The sequence below is a fragment of the Nocardiopsis sp. NPDC058631 genome (assembly GCF_042716955.1).
GTDB lineage: Bacteria > Actinomycetota > Actinomycetes > Streptosporangiales > Streptosporangiaceae > Nocardiopsis.
On the sequence record NZ_JBHXQY010000122.1, the window covers coordinates 1 to 17771 of the forward strand.

Annotated in this window: 20 protein-coding genes and 1 pseudogene; 17 read left to right on the forward strand and 4 right to left on the reverse strand. The window is 70.9% G+C overall.

What is annotated here, in order from left to right; all coding sequences use genetic code 11:
* Positions 1–31: 31 nt before the first annotated feature.
* Together ACFWTE_RS26955 and ACFWTE_RS26960 are read right to left on the reverse strand one after the other, a co-directional pair.
* The gene (locus ACFWTE_RS26955; RefSeq protein ID WP_378782721.1) at positions 32–685 is read right to left on the reverse strand and encodes a response regulator; all 654 of its coding nucleotides are present in this window, start codon (positions 683–685) and stop codon (positions 32–34) included.
* The gene (locus ACFWTE_RS26960; RefSeq protein ID WP_378782722.1) at positions 682–2109 is read right to left on the reverse strand and encodes a sensor histidine kinase; all 1428 of its coding nucleotides are present in this window, start codon (positions 2107–2109) and stop codon (positions 682–684) included. The genes ACFWTE_RS26955 and ACFWTE_RS26960 overlap by 4 nt, the downstream gene beginning before the upstream one ends.
* A gap of 279 nt (positions 2110–2388) precedes the next feature.
* Between ACFWTE_RS26960 and ACFWTE_RS26965 the strand changes: the two genes are divergently transcribed.
* From ACFWTE_RS26965 to ACFWTE_RS26975, 3 genes are read left to right on the forward strand one after another with little or no spacing between them, the layout of a single operon-like run.
* Positions 2389–2988, forward strand: a complete 600-nt coding sequence (locus ACFWTE_RS26965; protein WP_378782723.1) for a hypothetical protein — start codon at positions 2389–2391, stop codon at positions 2986–2988.
* Positions 2989–3022: 34 nt separating this feature from the next.
* On the forward strand, positions 3023–3949 hold the full coding sequence (locus ACFWTE_RS26970) for an ABC transporter ATP-binding protein (RefSeq protein ID WP_378782724.1): 927 nt from the start codon (positions 3023–3025) through the stop codon (positions 3947–3949).
* Positions 3946–4716, forward strand: coding sequence for an ABC transporter (locus tag ACFWTE_RS26975; protein ID WP_378782725.1), 771 nt, complete (start codon positions 3946–3948; stop codon positions 4714–4716). The genes ACFWTE_RS26970 and ACFWTE_RS26975 overlap by 4 nt, the downstream gene beginning before the upstream one ends.
* Positions 4717–4824: 108 nt before the next feature.
* Here ACFWTE_RS26975 and rraA read toward each other — a convergent pair whose 3' ends face one another.
* A complete protein-coding gene (rraA, locus tag ACFWTE_RS26980; RefSeq protein ID WP_378782726.1) occupies positions 4825–5307 on the reverse strand; it encodes a ribonuclease E activity regulator RraA in 483 nt (160 codons plus the stop codon).
* Positions 5308–5559: 252 nt separating this feature from the next.
* Between rraA and ACFWTE_RS26985 the strand changes: the two genes are divergently transcribed.
* The 7 genes from ACFWTE_RS26985 to ACFWTE_RS27015 all read left to right on the forward strand — a co-directional run bounded on the left by ACFWTE_RS26985 (position 5560) and on the right by ACFWTE_RS27015 (position 11943).
* A complete protein-coding gene (locus tag ACFWTE_RS26985) occupies positions 5560–6240 on the forward strand; it encodes a phosphatase PAP2 family protein (RefSeq protein ID WP_378782727.1) in 681 nt (226 codons plus the stop codon).
* A 181-nt stretch (positions 6241–6421) separates the two neighbouring features.
* Positions 6422–7864, forward strand: a complete 1443-nt coding sequence (locus tag ACFWTE_RS26990) for an ATP/GTP-binding protein (protein ID WP_378782728.1) — start codon at positions 6422–6424, stop codon at positions 7862–7864.
* Positions 7861–8430 carry an RloB family protein gene (locus tag ACFWTE_RS26995; RefSeq protein WP_378782729.1) on the forward strand — a complete coding sequence of 190 codons (570 nt, stop codon included), beginning with the start codon at positions 7861–7863 and terminating at the stop codon, positions 8428–8430. The genes ACFWTE_RS26990 and ACFWTE_RS26995 overlap by 4 nt, the downstream gene beginning before the upstream one ends.
* A 49-nt stretch (positions 8431–8479) precedes the next feature.
* Positions 8480–9775 (forward strand): glutamate-1-semialdehyde 2,1-aminomutase, encoded by a 1296-nt coding sequence (gene hemL / locus ACFWTE_RS27000; protein ID WP_378782730.1) that lies wholly within the window; start codon positions 8480–8482, stop codon positions 9773–9775.
* Positions 9776–9818: 43 nt separating this feature from the next.
* Positions 9819–10454 (forward strand): histidine phosphatase family protein, encoded by a 636-nt coding sequence (locus ACFWTE_RS27005; protein ID WP_378782731.1) that lies wholly within the window; start codon positions 9819–9821, stop codon positions 10452–10454.
* 223 nt (positions 10455–10677) lie between these two features.
* Positions 10678–10776 carry a 30S ribosomal protein bS22 gene (locus ACFWTE_RS27010; RefSeq protein ID WP_017621272.1) on the forward strand — a complete coding sequence of 33 codons (99 nt, stop codon included), beginning with the start codon at positions 10678–10680 and terminating at the stop codon, positions 10774–10776.
* A 225-nt stretch (positions 10777–11001) separates the two neighbouring features.
* Positions 11002–11943, forward strand: a complete 942-nt coding sequence (locus tag ACFWTE_RS27015) for an NAD-dependent epimerase/dehydratase family protein (RefSeq protein ID WP_378782732.1) — start codon at positions 11002–11004, stop codon at positions 11941–11943.
* 201 nt (positions 11944–12144) lie between these two features.
* Here the strand turns inward: ACFWTE_RS27015 and ACFWTE_RS27020 are convergent, their stop codons facing one another.
* Entirely contained in the window at positions 12145–12942 is a 798-nt protein-coding gene (locus tag ACFWTE_RS27020; RefSeq protein WP_378782733.1) for an HAD family hydrolase, read from the reverse strand.
* 248 nt (positions 12943–13190) lie between these two features.
* Here ACFWTE_RS27020 and ACFWTE_RS27025 point away from each other — a divergent pair, with 248 nt between their 5' ends.
* From ACFWTE_RS27025 to ACFWTE_RS27055, 7 genes and pseudogenes are all read left to right on the forward strand, one after another.
* The gene (locus tag ACFWTE_RS27025; protein WP_378782734.1) at positions 13191–14336 is read left to right on the forward strand and encodes a putative quinol monooxygenase; all 1146 of its coding nucleotides are present in this window, start codon (positions 13191–13193) and stop codon (positions 14334–14336) included.
* Positions 14337–14597: 261 nt separating this feature from the next.
* On the forward strand, positions 14598–15296 hold the full coding sequence (locus ACFWTE_RS27030; RefSeq protein ID WP_378782735.1) for a DUF2993 domain-containing protein: 699 nt from the start codon (positions 14598–14600) through the stop codon (positions 15294–15296).
* Positions 15297–15459: 163 nt separating this feature from the next.
* The gene (locus tag ACFWTE_RS27035; protein WP_378782736.1) at positions 15460–15822 is read left to right on the forward strand and encodes a TlpA family protein disulfide reductase; all 363 of its coding nucleotides are present in this window, start codon (positions 15460–15462) and stop codon (positions 15820–15822) included.
* A 96-nt stretch (positions 15823–15918) separates the two neighbouring features.
* Positions 15919–16005, forward strand: a complete 87-nt coding sequence (locus tag ACFWTE_RS27040; RefSeq protein ID WP_352983320.1) for a putative leader peptide — start codon at positions 15919–15921, stop codon at positions 16003–16005.
* A gap of 100 nt (positions 16006–16105) precedes the next feature.
* Positions 16106–16414: pseudogene (locus ACFWTE_RS27045) on the forward strand (DUF4395 domain-containing protein); the annotation flags it as partial.
* A 171-nt stretch (positions 16415–16585) separates the two neighbouring features.
* Positions 16586–17431, forward strand: a complete 846-nt coding sequence (locus ACFWTE_RS27050) for a sulfurtransferase (RefSeq protein ID WP_378782737.1) — start codon at positions 16586–16588, stop codon at positions 17429–17431.
* Positions 17428–17733, forward strand: coding sequence for a DUF1416 domain-containing protein (locus ACFWTE_RS27055; RefSeq protein ID WP_330093153.1), 306 nt, complete (start codon positions 17428–17430; stop codon positions 17731–17733). Before ACFWTE_RS27050 ends, ACFWTE_RS27055 begins: the two co-directional genes overlap by 4 nt.
* Positions 17734–17771: the final 38 nt, after the last annotated feature.

Below are 17771 nucleotides of genomic sequence, written 5' to 3' on the forward strand. Positions count from 1 at the left end.
GGGCGGGGTGCGGCGAGGCCCGGCGCAGGGATCAGGCCCCTCCGCGCTCGCGCACCCACAGCGCCAGCCGCGTACGGTCGCGCAGACCGAGCTTGCGCAGGATGCTCGTCACGTGGTTCTTCGCGGTCCCCTCGGCGATGAACAGGGTCCGCGCGACCTCCCGGTTGGTGGCACCGGTCCCCACCAGCCTCGCCACCTCCTCCTCGCGCTCCGACAGCGGTGACGCGGCGACGGGTACCGGCCCGGGATCCGGAACCGGGTCCAGGGCGGCGACCAGCCGCTGGGCGGCCGGCCCGCCCAGGACGGTCTCCCCCCGGGAGGCGCGGCGCAGCGCCGAGACCAGCTCCTCCGGCGGCACGTCCTTGAGCAGGTAGCCGCGCGCCCCGGCGCGCAGACCGCCGAAGATCAGCTCGTCGTCGTCGAACGTGGTCAGGACGACGGCCGGTACGCCCGGGTACTCCTCCCGCATGCGGCCGATGAGGGTGATGCCGTCCATGAGCGGCATGCGGGCGTCCACGAGGGCCACGTCCGGGAGGGGGGAGGCCGAGGACAAGAACTCCAGGGCCTCCACCCCGTTCGCGGCGTCGCCGACCACGGTGATGCCCTCCTCGATCTCCAACAGCTTGCGCAGGCCCTGCCTCAGCAGGATCTGGTCGTCGACGATCAGAACCGAAACGGTGGTCACGCGGCGCCTCCGACAGTGGTCATGACGGACTCCTCCGCGGGGCCGCGCGCGGGAACCGCCACCCTGAGGCGGAAGCCGCTCCCCGGTGCGCCCGCCTCCTCCGGCGCTCCCTCCGAGGTGCCGTCCGCCCGGGCTCCCGGCCCGGCCCCGGCACGGGCGTCCCCGTCCGCGCCCCCCGCATCCACGGGGAGGTCCGCGCCGGGGGTTCTCCGACCCGCGCCGACCCCCTCCGCGTCACCGGCGTCCACCGTGCCCCCGACGGCCTCGACCCGCTCCGCCAGCCCGCGCAGCCCGAACCCGTCGGCAGCCGCCCCCTCCGCGGCCCCGACGCCGTTGTCGCACACCGTGACCTCCACCCCGTCGGGGTCCGCGTGGACCCGCACCTCCACCAGGTCCGCACCCGAGTGGCGCATCGCGTTCGTCAGGCCCTCCTGGAGGGCGCGGTAGCAGACCAGTTCGGCCTCCTCCGACAGCTCCGGCCAGGTCCCGGTGTCGGTGAACCCGATGCGGATGCCGCCGCCGTCGAACGAGTCCGCCATCGCGCGCATGGCGGCCACCCCGGCGCGTCCCTCCAACCGCAGCGGCCGCAGTGCGCGCACCCACCGGCGCGTGTCGGTGAGGGCCTCGCCCGCCAGCTCCCGGGCCTGCTCCACCTCGCCCCACGCCGCGTCGGGCCGGGCGGTGCGGAAGCGCAGCGCGTTGGACAGGGACATGGCGAGCGCGGTCAGGTAGTGGCCGGTGCTGTCGTGCATCTCCCGGGACATGCGGGCGCGCTCCTCGGCCACGGTCAGCTCCCGCACCCGCTCGGAGCGGTGGCGCAGCTCCTCGTGGGCCCGCTCCAGCTCGGAGAGGAGGGCGGTGGTGCGCTCGGCGCGCTCCGAGGCGACCACCAGCCCCACGAAGGCCATGCCCGAAGCGGCCACGATGAACAGGAGGCTCGTCCCCATCACCAGTCCCGCCCAGAGCGGGATCGCACCCGGCAGGGAGAGGACGAGCACCACGCTGAACGCGAAGATCGAGGCCCCGTAGCCGAACCCGCCGGGCAGACCGAACACGGCCACCGCGTTCATCGTCCCCACGCACACCAGCAGGAACATCGTGTAGTTGTTCGTGACCAGGCACAGGATGGTGAGCACGAGGAAGACCACGCTCGCCAGCCGCCGCAGCGGAGGGGAGTCCCCGGACCAGGCGAGGAACGGCCACAGCGCGCACGAGGCGATCGTCGCTCCGAAGCTGGCGAACGCCACCGCCCTCAGCAGCGGGGGACCGGACGCGAACGTCGGCTCAAGAGCGACGACCAGGGTCTGGAGCACGACCGTGATGCCCATCGCTCCCCAGAACAGCAGTTGCAGCATGCGCGGGGGGCGGTCCCTGTGCAGGGTGACCCAGGCAGACAGGTCGGGGAACGAACCGGACGTCTTCATTCCACGAGCGTAGCCACGCCCCGCTCCCGCGCGGAGCCGGGAAGGGGTCACGTCCGGAGCATGTTCCCACCATGACCTCCGGCATGGTCCGGGCCCCGGGAAAAGGCATGACCGCACCGTGCCGGACGGTCGATGCGGCCGTTCACGGCCTTTCCCTAGTGTTTTCGGTGAGAGGGCGGCGACGGAGAGGAAAAAGGAATGGAAACGGCGGGGAAGAAAGCAGAGAAATCCCGGCTCCCGATGGTGGGAATTGCTTTCTCGGTGGTGGGGGTCGTTCTGATGGCCTACGTCTCGTGGGTCGCCTGGCCGGACCTCCCCGCCGTGGTGCACGGAGGGAAGGCGAACCTGGACGGCACCCCCGACATGGTCCCCCGCCTGCTGCTCGCGGTGGCTCTGCCGGCCACGGCCGCGATCCTGGGGGTCGTGCTGTCGGCCGTCGGCCTCGTCGGCCCCAGGGTCGAGGAGGCGCTGCACCTGCCGCACCGGTGGACGGCGCGCAGCCTCACCCGGAGCATGAACACCGTGCTCTCCCTGCTGTCCCTGTTCCTCCTGGTCGCGCACGGGACCCTCGTCCTCGGCCAGGCCGGGAGGGGCATCCCGGTGGAGCAGGTCATGGGTGTGGCCGTCGGGCTGCTCCTCGTCGGAGTCGGGCTGTCCTTCCCGAGAGCGGAGGCACGGTATGCCCCCGCCACCGTGCTCCACCGCTGGTGGACGGCCGCACGGGTCCCCGCCGCGGTCGCGTTCGCCGTGGTCGGACTCACCCAGACCGCCGCCTCCCTGCTCGTTCCCACCTCGCCGCTCCCCACCCTCGTCCCCCTGCTCCTCCTCCCCGCACTGGGCGCGGCCGCGGGCGTCGCCGCCCTCCGCTCGCGCTCCTGAGACGAACCCCGACAGAAAAGACACGGAGGCGCCGATGAACGGCACACCGGTGATCACCACGGAAAAACTCACCAGGGACTACGGAAACGGTGCAGGCGTGTTCGACGTCGACCTTTCCGTTCCGCGCGGAACAGTTTTCGGACTGGTCGGACCCAACGGTGCCGGAAAGACCACGCTGCTCTCCGTCCTCGCCGGGCTGAGGAGCGCCGGGAGCGGCACGGTGCGGGTGCGGGCCACGGGGGGCCGGGTCCTGCTCTGCCCCGACGTCCCGGACTTCGAGCCCTGGCTCACCGCCACCGAGCTCGTCACCCTCAGCGCCCGGGTGGCCGGGGTCCCCGCCACGGAGGCGGACACCGCCCTCGCCCTGGAGCGGGTCGGGCTCACCGAGGCCGCCCACCGGCGCAACGCACGCTTCTCCAGGGGTATGCGACAGCGCCTCGGACTCGCCGCCGCCCTGGTCTGCCGCCCCGAGGTGCTCGTCCTGGACGAGCCGGCCTCGGGCCTGGACCCGCGGGGGCGGGTGGACGTCCTCGCCCTCATCCGCTCCCTCCGGGAGGACTGCACGGTCATCCTCGCCAGCCACCTGCTCGGCGACGTGCAGAAGGTGTGCGACGACGTCGCCGTCCTGGTCCGGGGCCGGGTGGTCTACCAGGGGCCGGTCGCCGACATCGCCGACCGCGGACGCCCCAGCGCCTGGCACGTGCGGGTGCGCGGTTCGGCCGAGGAGGTGGCGGACCTGCTGTCCGCCGAGCCCTGGGTCACCCGCGCCTCGCCGGTGGAGGCGGAACCCGACTGCGTCCACGTGGAGGCCACGGGCGCCGACGCCGGGGAGGCCGGCATCCCCCGGACGCTCGTCGAACACGGCGTCCCCCTGGTCTCCATGAACGGCTACGAGGCCGATCTGGAGTCTGCCTTCCTCTCCCTCACCTCGACGGACGCCACGGACCGGAGCCCCCGATGAACACCGCGCTCTACCGCAACGAGATCAGGCGCATGACGCGCACCCACTCCCTCACCGGGCTGTTGGTGTTCTTCGCCTTCTTCGGGGCGGCCTCACCCCTCCTGGCGTTCCTCCTGCCCGACCTGATGGCGGCGATGGAGGGCGTGGAGGGCGTGCAGCCCGGGATGTCCGGCCTCCTGCCGGAGGCCACCCCGGTCGCGGCTATCGGCTCCTACGTGGAGAACGCGCAGACCCTCGGCGTCCTCTTCGTGCTCCTGGTGGCCGCCGCGGGGCTGGCGCTGGACGGCAGTCCCGGCCGCTCCACGTTCTACCGGGTGCGGGTCTTCGGCCCCACCGCGCTCGTCCTGCCGCGCTTCGCGGTCCCCGCGGCGGCAGCCGTCGCCTCCTACACGGTCGGCGTGCTCGTCGCCTGGGCGGTGACGCTGCTGCTGATCGGTGAGCTTCCGCTCGGCGCCACCCTCGCGGGGGCGCTGTTCACGGGCCTGTTCCTGGTGTTCGCCGTCGCGGTGACGGCGCTGGTGGCCAGCAGGTTCCGCGGACTGCCGTCCACGGTCGGGTTCTCGGTGGTCGCCCTGGTGCTGCTGCTCCTGTTGGGGCAGCTGCCAGTGGTGGGGGAGTGGTCGCCCACCACCCTCGTCGCGGCTCAGGCGGCACTGCCCGGCGGTGTCCCGGCGGCCGACTTCCTGCCCGCGGCGGTGAGCGCCCTCGTGGGGACCGCCGTGCTCCTCGCCCTGGCGGTGCGCGGCTTCGGCTCCCGGGAGACCTGAGCGGGAAAATCAGGGCGCACCGCGGGTCCGGGGGATCCGGATCGTGTCGGCGGAGGGGGTCATCGGACGGACCCCCTCCGTTCGTGTCCGGTTCGTCGGAGCGCAGTTCTAGATCTCCGTGGTGTTCACCACGATTCCGTCCTCGTCGCTGTAGAGCCACTCGCCCGGCACGAACGTGACATCACCGAAGACCACCGGCACGTCGAGGCGTCCCGCGCCGTCCTTCGCGGACTTGCGGGGGTTGGACCCCAGGGCCTTCACCCCCAGGTCGAGCCCGCCGAGCGCCCTGGTGTCGCGCACCGCGCCGAGGATCACCGCACCGGCCCAGGCGTTGTCCACGGCCGCCGCGGCGATCATGTCGCCCATCAGCGCGGACCGGAGCGAACCACCGCCGTCCACGACCAGCACCGCACCGTCCCCAGGAGTGTTGAGGACCTGCTTGACCAGGCCGTTGTCCTCGTGGCACCTGACGGTGCGGACACGGCCGGAGAAGACCGTGCGCCCACCGAACTGGCGGAACTGTGTGGAGCAGCTCCGCAGGGTGTCGCCGTGGTCGTCGATGAGGTCAGCCGTGGAGAAGTTCGAGGTCATGACAGCTCCGGTCCGGGTCGGGGGTGGACACACCCAAAGTTACTCTCCGGTACCACAAGGTCCCCCGCCGGACTCGACATGTCTCCTTCGTCGGTGTGGCCGCCACTCCGGCCCTGAACGGTCGCGGTTGATGACAGGATAAGGAACTTCCCGTCATCAGCTCGTGGGAGTCCCGTCACCCGCCGACCGGACGTCGCCCAGCCCCTCCCCCCGCTCGCGCGCGACCCTCCCCGTACGACTTTCTGGAGAGAGATGGTCTCCGAGATCCTCGCTGTCAGTGCCACCTGGTCCCGGGCCGTGATCGAGTTCGCCGCCGGGCTCGACCCCTGGGTCCAGGAGGCCGCCTATCTGGGCACCGACCTCTTCCTCGGCGTGTTCGCGGTGCTCTTCCTCGCCGCATGGTGGCGAGCCAGGTCCCTCGGCTCCCGCGCGGTCGGCCTGGCCCTGTTCGCCCCCGTCGCCACCGTCATCGCCTACGCCGTCAGCCGCACCGTCAAGACGTTCTTCGAACAGCTGCGGCCCTGCCAGGCCATGACCGACCTGACCACCATCGCCACCTGCGACCCCATCGGCGACTGGTCGTTCCCGAGCAACCACGCCGCCATCGCGGGTGCCGCCGCCGCGGCCATCATCGTCGCCTGGCGCCGTATCGCCGTCGTCGCCGTGCTCTTCGCCGCACTGGAAGCCTTCTCCCGGGTCTTCGTCGGCGCCCACTACCCCCACGACGTCACCGTCGGCCTCCTCGTCGGCGCCACCACCGCCGTACTGGTCTCCCTCGCCATGGCCCGCCCGATGACCGTGCTCGTCGACCGCGTCGCCTCCACCGAAAGCCTCCGCCCCCTCGTCCGCGCGCAGGGTGCCGACGAGGCGGTGACGGAGGACGCGGAGCCCTCCAGAGGCACCGGCCCCCGCAACACGTACACGAACGCCTGACCACGCCCCCCACGTGCCCCGTCCCAGGCCGGGGCGGGGCACGCGTGCGCGATGCCCGGGGCGCGGACTCCGGGCCCCCGGCCCATCGACGGAGAGGGGCGGGAGCAGCCAGGGCCCCGCCCTGCCGCGTTGCGTGTGGCCGCATGTTTGCGTTCACGGCCTCGTGGCATGCTTCATGCGTGTGGTATTTCCGCACAGAAGGCGGTCAGGACACAGGAAAACGGGGGAGAGGGCCACGATGCTGCTGAGTTTTCGCGTCGAGAACCACAGATCCATCCGGGACGAGCAGCAGCTCCTCCTCACCCCCGTCTACGACGACGCCCGCCCGCAGGAGGCCGACTGGGAGGCATCCACGGTCGCGGGGATCTTCGGTGCCAACGCCTCCGGCAAGTCCAACCTCCTGGACGCGCTGGCGCTGATGCGTGACACCGTGCGGTGGTCGATGAGTGACAACGAGCCGGGCGCGGGGATGCGAAGGCATGCCTTCTTCTTGGACGAGGAGTCACCAGGCGAACCGTCCGCTTTCGTCATCGACCTCAAGCTCGGAGGGGTGCGCTACACCTACGGGTTCAGCATCGACGATGACCGTGTCGTCGATGAGTGGCTGTACGGCTATCCCCAGCAGCGCAAGCGGATCTACTTCGAACGCCAGGGCGAGAATTTCACTTTCGGTGACAGGGCACAGGCCAGACTTCGGCACATCGGGGCTCTCACAGGACAGAACGTCCTGTTTCTCACTGTCGCGGCCCGCGCAGGGCACAAGGCGGTCCAACCCGTCTACCGATGGTTCTCCGAGAGCCTGGTGTTCGCCGAGGAACGACGTCCCGAGCCCCCCTCCTGGCTACGCGGCGGCGAGGCATCAGAGGAGCGGTTGAGGTCCCTGGGGGATCTTCTCAAATCCGCTGACACCGGGATCCGGAGCATCGAACTCCAGGAGGACGGCAACCGGACCCCCTTTCGGTCCCTCAGGTCCACTGGATCGGTCGGGCACTCTCTAAGACCGGATGAGTCCCATCGGGCCGATCGATCGTTGTTCGTGGGGGCCTTCCACGGGGGAAAGACCGCTTTCCTCTCTCAGCTGGCGGACTCCCTGTCACCAGGATCTACTCTCCTCTTCCACCATGAGGGCACAGCTGTCGAGCGTCCGCTGATGTGGGAGGAGGAGTCCCTTGGAACCAGGGCGCTCGCCGTCCTCGGCTTTGAGGCGCAGCGTGTCCTGGAGACCGGCGGAGTGCTCGTCGTGGACGAGATCGACGCCAGCCTCCACCCCTACCTCTCCGCACGCGTGATCGCGCTCTTCCAGGATGAGGGGCAAAATCCCGCGGGCGCGCAGCTCATCTTCACCAGCCACGATGCCGCCCTCCTCGGCCGGGTCCGAGGAGAGGAGGTCCTCAAGCGGGACCACATCTGGTTTGTGGACAAGGACGAAGAGGGCCGGACTTCCCTCTACCCCCTCAGCGACTTCAAGCCGAGAGGGGACGACAACCGGGCCCGGCGCTACCTCACCGGGCGCTACGGCGCCGTCCCCGAGGTGGACGACGAGCTGTTCCGCGATGCCCTTGCCAGGAGGGAACCACGTGGGACCACAGAGGCCGTGGACGGGAAAAAGGAATCCGCGCGGTGAGCAAGAGGGCCAAGAGGGAGCGCGAATCCATCCTGGAACGCCGTCGCCCCCACCGGGAGGAACGCCGCGTCTATCTCGTCGTCTGCGAGGGCGAGACCGAGAAGGCCTATTTCGACGGCATGAAGAGGCACCCGGACGTACGGATGCACACGGTCCACGCGCGCAAGTCCAAACACCCCCAGCGCGAGGTCGTGGTGCGGAGCGCGGCCGAGGCGCAGCGGGATGAGTACACCGAGGTCTGGGCGGTGTTCGACACCGACGGCGAGGACGTCACGGCCCTCGTCGCCGCAGCCTGCCGTGACGGGGTCGAGATCGCCCATTCCACCCCCACCTTCGAGACCTGGCTCATCCTCCACTTCAGGGACCACCGGTCCGCGCTCGTCGACGGAGCCCGGGCCGAGGGCGTGCTGAAGGCCCTCCTTCCACGATGGACCAAGGGCGGAACGAGCTTTACGGACTTCGCGGGCGGAGCTCCTGCCGCCCACACGCGATCCCGGTACCCGCGTGCACCGCCTGGTCCGGTCCGTCCTGCGCCCCTGACCTCGGCGTCGGTGACCCCGCTGTAGGGGGGCGGGTCACGGTTCTGCGGCAGGAGACAGCTGACACACTGGTGAGGTGGGTAATCAACAGACTTCAGCACAGCTCTTCGAGCGGGCCGCCGCCGTCGTTCCCGGGGGAGTGAACTCGCCCGTGCGCGCCTTCGGCGCGGTCGGCGGCACGCCCCCCTTCTTCGTCAGGGGCGCGGGTCCCTACCTCACCGACTCCGACGGCCGCGAGTACGTCGACCTGGTCTGCTCCTGGGGTCCGCTGATCCTCGGGCACGCCGCCCCCGCCGTCGTGGACGCCCTCCACACGGCGGTCGACGCGGGGACGTCCTACGGGGCGCCGACGCCGGGCGAGGTCGAACTCGCCGAACTGATCGTCGGCCGCACCCCCGTGGAGAAGGTCCGCCTGGTCAACTCCGGTACCGAGGCGACCATGTCCGCGATCCGACTCGCGCGCGGCTTCACCGGCCGCAGCAAGATCGTCAAGTTCGCGGGCAACTACCACGGCCACGTCGACGCACTCCTGGCCGCCGCCGGATCCGGTCTGGCCACGTTCGCCCTGCCCGACTCCCCGGGGGTGACCGGCGCCAGCGCCGCCGACACCCTGGTGCTTCCCTACAACGACATCGGGGCCGTCGAGCGGGCGTTCGCCGAGCACGGCGACGCCATCGCCTGCGTCATCGCCGAGGCCTGCCCCGCCAACATGGGCGTGGTTCCGCCCGGGGCCGGGTTCAACGCCCGCCTCAAGGAGATCGCGCACGCCAACGGCGCCCTGCTGATCCTCGACGAGGTCCTCACCGGCTTCCGTGTCGGCGCGTCCGGATGGTACGGCCTGGAGGGGGTCGCCCCCGACCTGATGACCTTCGGCAAGGTCATGGGTGGCGGCCTGCCCGCCGCCGCGTTCGGCGGCCGTGCCGAGATCATGGACAGGCTGGCCCCGAACGGCCCCGTCTACCAGGCGGGCACCCTGTCCGGGAACCCCCTCGCCACCGCGGCCGGACTCGCCACCCTGCGCGGCGCCACCCCCGAGGTGTACGCGCACATCGACCGCGTGTCGGCGCAGGTGGAGGCGGAGGTCTCCAAGGCGCTCGGCGCCGCCGGAGTCGTCCACCGGGTGCAGAGCGGAGGCAACCTCTTCACGGTGTTCTTCACCGACAGGGAGGTCGTCGACTTCGACAGCGCCCGCGCCACGGACACCGGCGTGTTCGCCGCGTTCTTCCACGCGATGCTCGACCAGGGCGTGTACCTGCCGCCCGCTGCCTTCGAGGCCTGGTTCTTCTCCGCCGCCCACGACGACGCGGCCGTCGACAGGGTGGTCTCGGCGCTGCCCAGAGCGGCCCAGGCGGCGGCAGAGGCCCAGGGCTGAGCCCCTTGCCCGGCCCGATGACCCCGAAAGAAAGAATCACACGATGACGACGACGACCGTCGTGCACCTGCTGCGGCACGGAGAGGTGTACAACCCGGACAAGGTGCTCTATGGAAGGCTTCCCGACTTCCACCTGAGCGAGCGGGGCCGGCAGATGGCCGAGATGGCCGCGGAGTGGTTCGAGGGCCACGACATCGCCGAGCTGCACTCCTCCCCGCTGGACCGGACCCAGGAGACAGCCGAACCGCTCCAGAAGATGTTCGGGCTTCCGGTCGCCCTCGACGACAGGATCATCGAGGCGGCCAACAAGTTCGAGGGGATGGCGCTGTCCCGGAGGTCGATGCGCGACCCCCGCGTGTTCAGCCGGGTCTACAACCCGTTCCTGCCGTCCTGGGGCGAGCCCTACTCCCAGATCGTCACCCGGATGGTCTCCGCCATCAAGGACGCCCGCCGCACGGCGTGGGGGCGGGAGGCGGTGCTCGTCAGCCACCAGCTGCCGATCTGGATGGCCCGCCGGACCGCTGAGGCGAAGCGGCTCTGGCACCGTCCGGACCTGCGCGAGTGCAATCTGTCGAGCGTCACGTCGTTGACGTTCGCCGACCAGCGGTTGGCCAGCGTCAGCTACGCCGAACCGGCCGCCGAGTTGTACCGCGACGAGCCCCCTGTTCCAGGGGCGTGACCCGGAGCGCGTACCCGTAGCGGTAGGCTGGTGCTTCGGGTGCGGTAGGCGTGCGCTTTTCCGGCGTTCGGTCTCCCCGGGGTACGCCCCGGTCGCATCGGCCCTTCGTGCCCTGAGCGCGTTGGTGCCAGCGGGCCCAGCAGCCGCATCCGAACCCCTTGCCGGTTTTCACCGCCCAGCGGTTCGGCATGTCCGTACTCATCGTGAGCGAGAAGGTGATCCCATGGGTTCCGTCATCAAGAAGCGTCGCAAGCGGATGGCGAAGAAGAAGCACCGCAAGCTTCTCAAGCGCACGCGTATCGCGCGTCGCAACAAGAAGTAGAACCGGTCGCGGCGAAGTCGTCTCTCCGCGGGCGTGGGCGTGCCCCCGGTTCGCCCCGGACGCGGAGACACCTTCTCCCCTTGCGCGCGCTCTGCCACCGCAATGGAATTTTCCGGGTGGGACGCTGTTGTGTCCCACGGGTCGCGGTAGCCGGCTCACCCTCGTGGTGAACGGTCCGCGAACCTCCCGGAACAGCTCCCGTCTCCTTCCAAGGAACGTGTCGCCATGGCTCGTGTCGTACTCGTCACAGGGGTGTCCAGCCCCCTGGCCGCCAGGGTCGCGCAGACCCTGAGCGAGGAGCCCGGTGTCCGCCGGGTGATCGGCGCCGACTCCGCGCCACCTCCCCAGGACTTCCCGGGGATCGAGTACGCCCATGTCGACCTGCACGACGGGAGCCTGGACCGGATCGTCACCGACTCCGGTGCCGAACTCGTACTGCACCTGGGCCTGGACACCGGGGACGCGCCCAACCGGGAGGACAACCTCCTGGGCGCCATGCGGGTCCTGGGCGCCGCCCAGCGCTCCACCACGGTCCGCCGCCTCGTGGTGCGCTCCAGCGCCACCCTCGACGCCGACGACGCGGCCGAGGTCGAGCGCCACACCCGCGGCCTCCAGCGCCGCCGCCCCGACCTGTCGGTGGCGCTCCTGAGGTTCGCGAACCTCATCGGCCCCTCCGCCGACACCCCCCTCACCCGCTACCTGGGCTCGCGTTTCGTGCCCACGGTGCTCGGCCGCGACCCGCGGGTGCGGTTCCTGCACGAGGACGACGGCGCCGAGGCGCTGGTGCGCATGGCGCTCAGTGACGGGACGGGCTTCTTCGACGTGGCGGGCACCGACCCCGTACCGCTCTCGCAGTGCCTGCGCCGCGTCGGCGGCCAGCGGCTGCCGGTCCCGGCGCGGGGTCTGAAGGTGCTGAGCGGACTCGCCAAGCACGGCCGGATCGGCTACGCGAGCTCCAGCACGACGCGTGCCGTGTACGCGGGCCCGCACACCCCGGGAACGGACTCCGACTCGTTGGAGCGGGTGCTGGACTGGTGCCCCGCGTACTCCTCCGCCGAGGCCTTCGAGTCCTACGTGCACAGTCGCACCGCCTCCTCGCCGCACGGTAGGGGACGCCTGCGCCCGATCCACGTGCTCGCCCTCGCCAGGGCCACGCTGGGGCGCTGAACCCCTCTCCTCCACCGTCCAGGACGCGTGTCGCCCGTTTCGTGCGGGAACTTCCGGATGTGTGGCGACCCGTCTAGCGCGGGAACCCTCAGGAGTCCGACAAACCGTCCCGTACGGGTCCCGGGCAGAACCACAGGCCCCACGTGAGAGCTCCGGGGCCGGAGGCCGTGCCCGGCTCGGCCCAAACCCTCCCGTGTCCTCTCAGACCGCTCTGCGCTGTCTGACAGCCCGCAGGGCGACGGCTCCGGCCACCGCGCCCGCCACAGCGGCGGGGACCGCCACCTTCAGGGCGGCCCTGTGCCTACGGAAGTCGTGGACCGGCCATCCGTGCGTGCGCGCGTAGCGGCGCAGGTCCCCGTCCGGGTTGACCGCGTGGGGCCGTCCCACGAGGGACAGCAGGGGCAGGTCGTTGGAGGAGTCGCTGTAGGCCGAGCACGCCGCGAGGTCCCAGCCCTCCTTGTGGGCGAGCGCGCGCACCGCCACGGCCTTCGCGGGCCCGTGCAGCAGGTCCCCGTTGAGGCGCCCCGTGTACACGCCGTCGACGTTCTCGGCCTCGGTGCCCAGGGCGCCGGTCAGGCCGAGCCGTCGCCGGATGATCTGTGCGAGTTCGACCGGGGTGGCGGTCACGAGCCACACCGGTTCGCCCGCGTCGAGGTGCCGCTGCACCAGCGCGCGGGTTCCCTCCCAGATCCGGCCGGCCATGGTCTCGTCGTAGATCTCCTCGCAGAGGGTGACGAGGTCGTCCAGGTCGTGACCGGCGACGAACGCCAGGGCGGCCTCGCGTGCGGCGTTGATGTGCTCGGGTTGTTCGCTTCCGGTGACCCTGAAGACCGTCTGCCCCCAGGCGAAGCGCATCAGGTCGCGGGTGGTGAAGAGGTCGCGGGCGGCCAGGCCCCGGGCGAAGTGGTAGATCGAGGCGCCCCGCATCAGGGTGTTGTCCACGTCGAAGAAGGCGGCCCCCGGACCGACCGGAGTCGGGGACACGGCGTCGTATGACACGGTTCTCTCCTGGCTTGGGTGGGGGAGGCGGCCCTCCGATGTCGGGGTGGCGCCCCCCGCGTAGATGCGAGCCTATGACCACCCGTGGGTCATCAGGGGCCGCTGGGATGCGGTGATAAACCAGGTGATGAAGCTCACAGTGTCAATCCCCGTTGTGGGCTCCACACTGCGGGATCTTCCCCGGGGCCGCACTACTCATTCTGGTCGAAGTGCACATCCACCCCCTGGAGTGCAGCATCATTGTCGGGATGGTGACGGTAGGACTGGCATTCATAAGCGCGTTGGTGGGCTGGAGCGCCACCGCCGCGCTCGCCGCGTATGCCCAACGCCGTCCCGGTGTGGCCGCCGTCGGGTGGCTGATCGCGGCACTGGGAATGACGGTGGGGCTCAGCGCGGCCGTGATCGGGGCGATGTTCGACTTCGGCGAACTCACCTTCCGGCTGCTCCAGATCGGTATCAGCCTCCTCGGCCCGCTCTTCATGGCCTGGGGCGCCTTCGAGTACGGCGTCCGATCGCCGCGCGGGCGGTTCACCTCGCGGCTGCTGCTCAGCGCGTTCACCATCGTTCCCCTGGTGGTGCTGTCCGTCGACCGGGTGAGCGCCCGCTTCGGCGAGACCTTCCCCGCCCTGGGTGACCACTACGACCTCATCCCGCGCTCGCTCGTCAACGTCACACAGGTCGTCGCCGCGGTCCTGCTGGTCACCGCGATCGTCGCGGTGGCCCGGCGCGCCTCCGACCACCGCAACGCCAACCTGGCGGTGCTCGGCCTCGTCGCCCTCGCCACGCTGCTCTCGGTACTGGTCGGGCGGTTCGGGCTCGGCATCGTCGGGCCCCTGATGATGCTCGGCGCTGTCTCGGCACTGTGGGGCGCCGCCGCCATGGCCGCGCGCCCCCGCCGGGACTCCTACGACGACGATGACGACTACTACGACGACTACGACGACGTGGCCGAGGACACCGACGACGACCTCCAGGAGGAGCCCGTGCGCCGCAAGCGTCGCAAGGCCGAAACCTACGACGACTACTACGACGACGCGCCGGTCCGGCAGGCCCCGCCGGCCAAACTGCGCGGCGTCATCACGATCTACACCCTCGCCGACGGCCAGGGGCCGGGCTTCGACCGCCTCGCCGACGCCGTCGTCGCGCAGGTCGCCGAGCGCGAGCCGGACACCCTCCTGTTCGCCTGCCACACGGTGCCCAGCGCTACCTCGCAGCGCATCGTCTACGCGATCTACCGGGACGAGCTGGCACAGGAGGAGCACGAGCAGCAGCCGCACGTCGTGGAGTTCGTCCGACTCGGCGCGAACCACGTCGTCGCCACCAACGTGATCGAGCTCTCCCTGTCCGGCGCCGCGGCCAGCGAGGGCCTCGCCGGCATGCTGATGCCCCGCTGACCTGCGCTTCGGAGCCCCGGTGCCGGGGCGGCCCGACCAGTGTCCCCCTAGCCCCCACCAGGGGATGTCTCGAACCGGTGTCGTTGCCCCGGGACGTCGAACCAGTTGAGGGACCCCGGCATCCAACCCCTGGTGAAGTACCCTTCCCTACAGGTTTGTCATGACCGGTGCCCGTCGGGCACCGATGGCGTGTGACCGAAACCGGCCGGACAGCCCAGCCGAGAGGCGCGCCGGAGCGAAAGAAAGTGTGCTGGGATTCCGATGCGTAAATTTCTTGTTGTCCTCCTGATCCTCCTGGTCGCCCTCGTGGTGGCTGTCGACATCGGGGGACGCAGCTTCGCGCAGAGCACGGTCGCGCGCCAGCTCGCACAGCAGCTCCAGATGGCCGAGGAGCCGAACGTCGAGATCGAGGGCTGGGCGTTCCTGCCCCAGGTACTCGGGGGCGAGTACTCCGAGATCCGGATCACCTCCGACACCGCCACCCTCAACGGTGTGACCCTCGAACAGATCGACGCCACCGCGTCGGACGTGCAGGCGCCCCTGGCGGACCTCCTCGACCAGCCCAGCGTGGTGGCGGGGCAGCTGGAGGGCTCGGCGGTCGTCCCCTACTCCTACTTCAACGCCTACCTGCCCGAGGGCATCACGGTCACGACCGAGGACGGCCTGCCCCGGATCACCGGTGAGCTCGCCCTCCCCGAGCTCGGGCTCAGCACGTCGGTCAACGCGGGCGGGCAGTTCGACGTGGACGGCGACACCCTCACCTTCACCCCCGAGGACATCCAGGTCGAGGGGGTCCCCGGGGACGTCGGCAGCCTGGTCGCGGGCTCGCTCACCTTCAGTGCGCAGGCGCCGTCCCTCCCCTTCGGACTGGCCGTCACCGAGATGGAGCCCACCTCCTCCGGTCTGCGGATCACCGGCACGGGCACAGACGTCCCCCTGATGGGGGCGGAGGCGGCCTGAGGGGCACGGCCGGCGTCGCGGCCCTCGCGGCGGCCCTGCCCCTGGGCACGGTCGCCGGCCCGGCGCCGGCGCCTCGGGAGCACACGGCGCGGGGACCGCGCGAGCACACCGTCCCCGGGGCGCGCGTAGCGGACGGACGGCACAGCGGGAGGAGGACGGAGCGGTGACGGCACAGGACGGGACCGGGCGGCCGGACGCGGAGCGGCCCGGAGGGGTCGACGTGCTCACCCCCGACGAGGTCGGCGCCGAACTGGGACGGCGGGCCACGCTCGTGCAGTTCTCCAGCGCCTTCTGCCGGCCCTGCAGCGCCACCCGGCGCGTCCTCGACGAGGTCGTCGCGATGGTCGACGGCGTCGGCCACGTGGAGATCGACGCCGAGTCCCGGCTCGACCTCGTCCGCAGACTCGACGTCGTGGGGACCCCCACGGTCCTCGTCCTCGACTCAGCGGGCCGGATCGTGCGCCGGGCGAGCGGGCAGCCCCGCAAGGCGGATGTCATCGCCGCGCTCGGCGAAGCCGTCGGCTGAGCGGACGGATTCCCTCACGCCCACCGGGGAGAACGGCACCCCTGTGATCTACCCCACCCGTGACAAAGGCGTCGTGGTGACTGTAGCGTCTAGGACGTGACTTCCTTGACGAGCGCGTATCTGACGAAGCGACGGGCAGTGGACTTCTGCCGCGTCGCTGCCGCGCTCTGTCTGTGTCCCTAGGGCGGACGGGCTTCCCGACCCCCGCCCCCTCCGTGCGACTGGCTTTCTTCCGTGTACGCAGCAGGGGACAACACACCATGCAGGTCGACCCTCGCGGGCAGTGCTCCGCGACTGCTCCGACCACACTCGTACGGCGGTCGCCCTCGCCACCGGGAACCCCTGGGTTCTCGGCTTCCGGGCACTGGTCATCGCCGTCGCGGTGGTTCCCGGGGCGCACCACTCGCCCCACGGTCCGCTGTTCCCCGCTTTGGTACTCCCCCGGCTCGGCCCCGCGGCCGAACCGGAGGACGCACGGCTGCCCCGGTTCGCACAGGGAGTGGGACCTGCCTTCGCCCCTCTCGGACTCGCCGGACACCCGGCGGGGCCGGAGCGGCCCGGCACCACCGCGACCGCCCTCGCACTGCTCGCCGCCTTCCCCGACACCGCGTCCGGCTTCCGCGCCGGTTGCGGGACGTACTTTCCCGCCCGTCGCCTCACGGTGTCGGAGAGGACGGCCCGACACCCCCGTATCCCGGGACGGCAGCACCCGGGAGCACCGACCGCACACGCGACACCGCACAAGAAACACTGGAGGTTCCGCATGAGCCGTTCCGACGTCCTCGTGGATGCCGACTGGGTGGAGACCCACCTGGATGATGACAACGTGGTCCTCGTCGAGGTCGACGAGGACACGTCCGCCTACGACAAGGGACACATCCGCGGCGCCGTCAAGATCGACTGGAAGACGGACCTCCAGGACCCGGTCCGCCGCGACTTCGTGGACCGGACCGGGTTCGAGAAGCTGCTGTCCGCCAAGGGCATCGGCAACGACGACCAGGTCATCCTGTACGGCGGCAACAACAACTGGTTCGCGGCCTACGCCTACTGGTACTTCAAGCTGTACGGCCACGAGGCCGTGCGCCTGCTCGACGGCGGCCGCAAGAAGTGGGAGCTGGACTCCCGCGAGCTGGTCGAGGAGGTCCCCGAGCGGGCCGCCACCGAGTACACGGCCCAGGAGCAGGACTCCTCGATCCGCGCCTTCCGCGACGAGGTCGTCGAGGCCATCGGCACCAAGGACCTGGTCGACGTCCGCTCGCCCGACGAGTTCACCGGCAAGCTGCTCGCCCCCGCGCACCTGCCGCAGGAGACCTCGCAGCGCCCCGGCCACATCCCGACCGCGCGCAACATCCCGTGGGCCAAGACCGCCAACGAGGACGGCACGTTCAAGAGCGCCGACGAGCTGCGGGAGCTGTACACCGAGGCCGGCGTGGACCTGGACAAGGACATCATCGCCTACTGCCGCATCGGTGAGCGCTCCTCGCACACCTGGTTCGCCCTGCACGAGATCGTCGGCCTGGAGAACGTCAAGAACTACGACGGCTCGTGGACCGAGTACGGCTCCCTGGTGGGCGTGCCGGTCGAGCTCGGAGAGGCGGAGGCCAAGTGAGCGACAGCTGCGGAGCGCCGGTCGGCGGGGTCGCCCTCGCCGACGTCGACGCCGGTAACCAGGCGGTCATCCAGGGCACGGTGACACGCGACGGCGAGCCGTTGCGCGGAGCCTACGCCCGCCTGCTCAACGCCTCCGACGACTTCGTCGGGGAGGTGGCCACCGGCGATGAGGGGACGTTCCGCTTCTTCGCCGCCGACGGTGACTGGAAGGTCCGCGTCCTGGCGTCCAAGGGCTTCACCGGGGAGTACCCGGTGCGGGCCGAGGTGGGCAAGGTCATCGACCTCCAGGTGCAGGCCTGACCGACGGGGGACACGACACCCCCAGCGCGGAGCGCCGG

What these genes read in the sequence shown, in the direction of transcription:
- ACFWTE_RS26985 (WP_378782727.1), top strand. Translation starts at nt 5,560, where the DNA reads ATGGTCTCCGAGATCCTCGCTGTCAGTGCCACCTGGTCCCGGGCCGTG.
- ACFWTE_RS26960 (WP_378782722.1), bottom strand. Translation starts at nt 2,109, where the DNA reads ATGAAGACGTCCGGTTCGTTCCCCGACCTGTCTGCCTGGGTCACCCTG.
- ACFWTE_RS27025 (WP_378782734.1), top strand. Translation starts at nt 13,191, where the DNA reads ATGGTGACGGTAGGACTGGCATTCATAAGCGCGTTGGTGGGCTGGAGC.
- ACFWTE_RS27030 (WP_378782735.1), top strand. Translation starts at nt 14,598, where the DNA reads ATGCGTAAATTTCTTGTTGTCCTCCTGATCCTCCTGGTCGCCCTCGTG.
- ACFWTE_RS27050 (WP_378782737.1), top strand. Translation starts at nt 16,586, where the DNA reads ATGAGCCGTTCCGACGTCCTCGTGGATGCCGACTGGGTGGAGACCCAC.
- rraA (WP_378782726.1), bottom strand. Translation starts at nt 5,307, where the DNA reads ATGACCTCGAACTTCTCCACGGCTGACCTCATCGACGACCACGGCGAC.
- ACFWTE_RS27010 (WP_017621272.1), top strand. Translation starts at nt 10,678, where the DNA reads ATGGGTTCCGTCATCAAGAAGCGTCGCAAGCGGATGGCGAAGAAGAAG.
- ACFWTE_RS26975 (WP_378782725.1), top strand. Translation starts at nt 3,946, where the DNA reads ATGAACACCGCGCTCTACCGCAACGAGATCAGGCGCATGACGCGCACC.
- ACFWTE_RS27005 (WP_378782731.1), top strand. Translation starts at nt 9,819, where the DNA reads ATGACGACGACGACCGTCGTGCACCTGCTGCGGCACGGAGAGGTGTAC.
- ACFWTE_RS26965 (WP_378782723.1), top strand. Translation starts at nt 2,389, where the DNA reads ATGGCCTACGTCTCGTGGGTCGCCTGGCCGGACCTCCCCGCCGTGGTG.
- ACFWTE_RS27015 (WP_378782732.1), top strand. Translation starts at nt 11,002, where the DNA reads ATGGCTCGTGTCGTACTCGTCACAGGGGTGTCCAGCCCCCTGGCCGCC.
- ACFWTE_RS26970 (WP_378782724.1), top strand. Translation starts at nt 3,023, where the DNA reads ATGAACGGCACACCGGTGATCACCACGGAAAAACTCACCAGGGACTAC.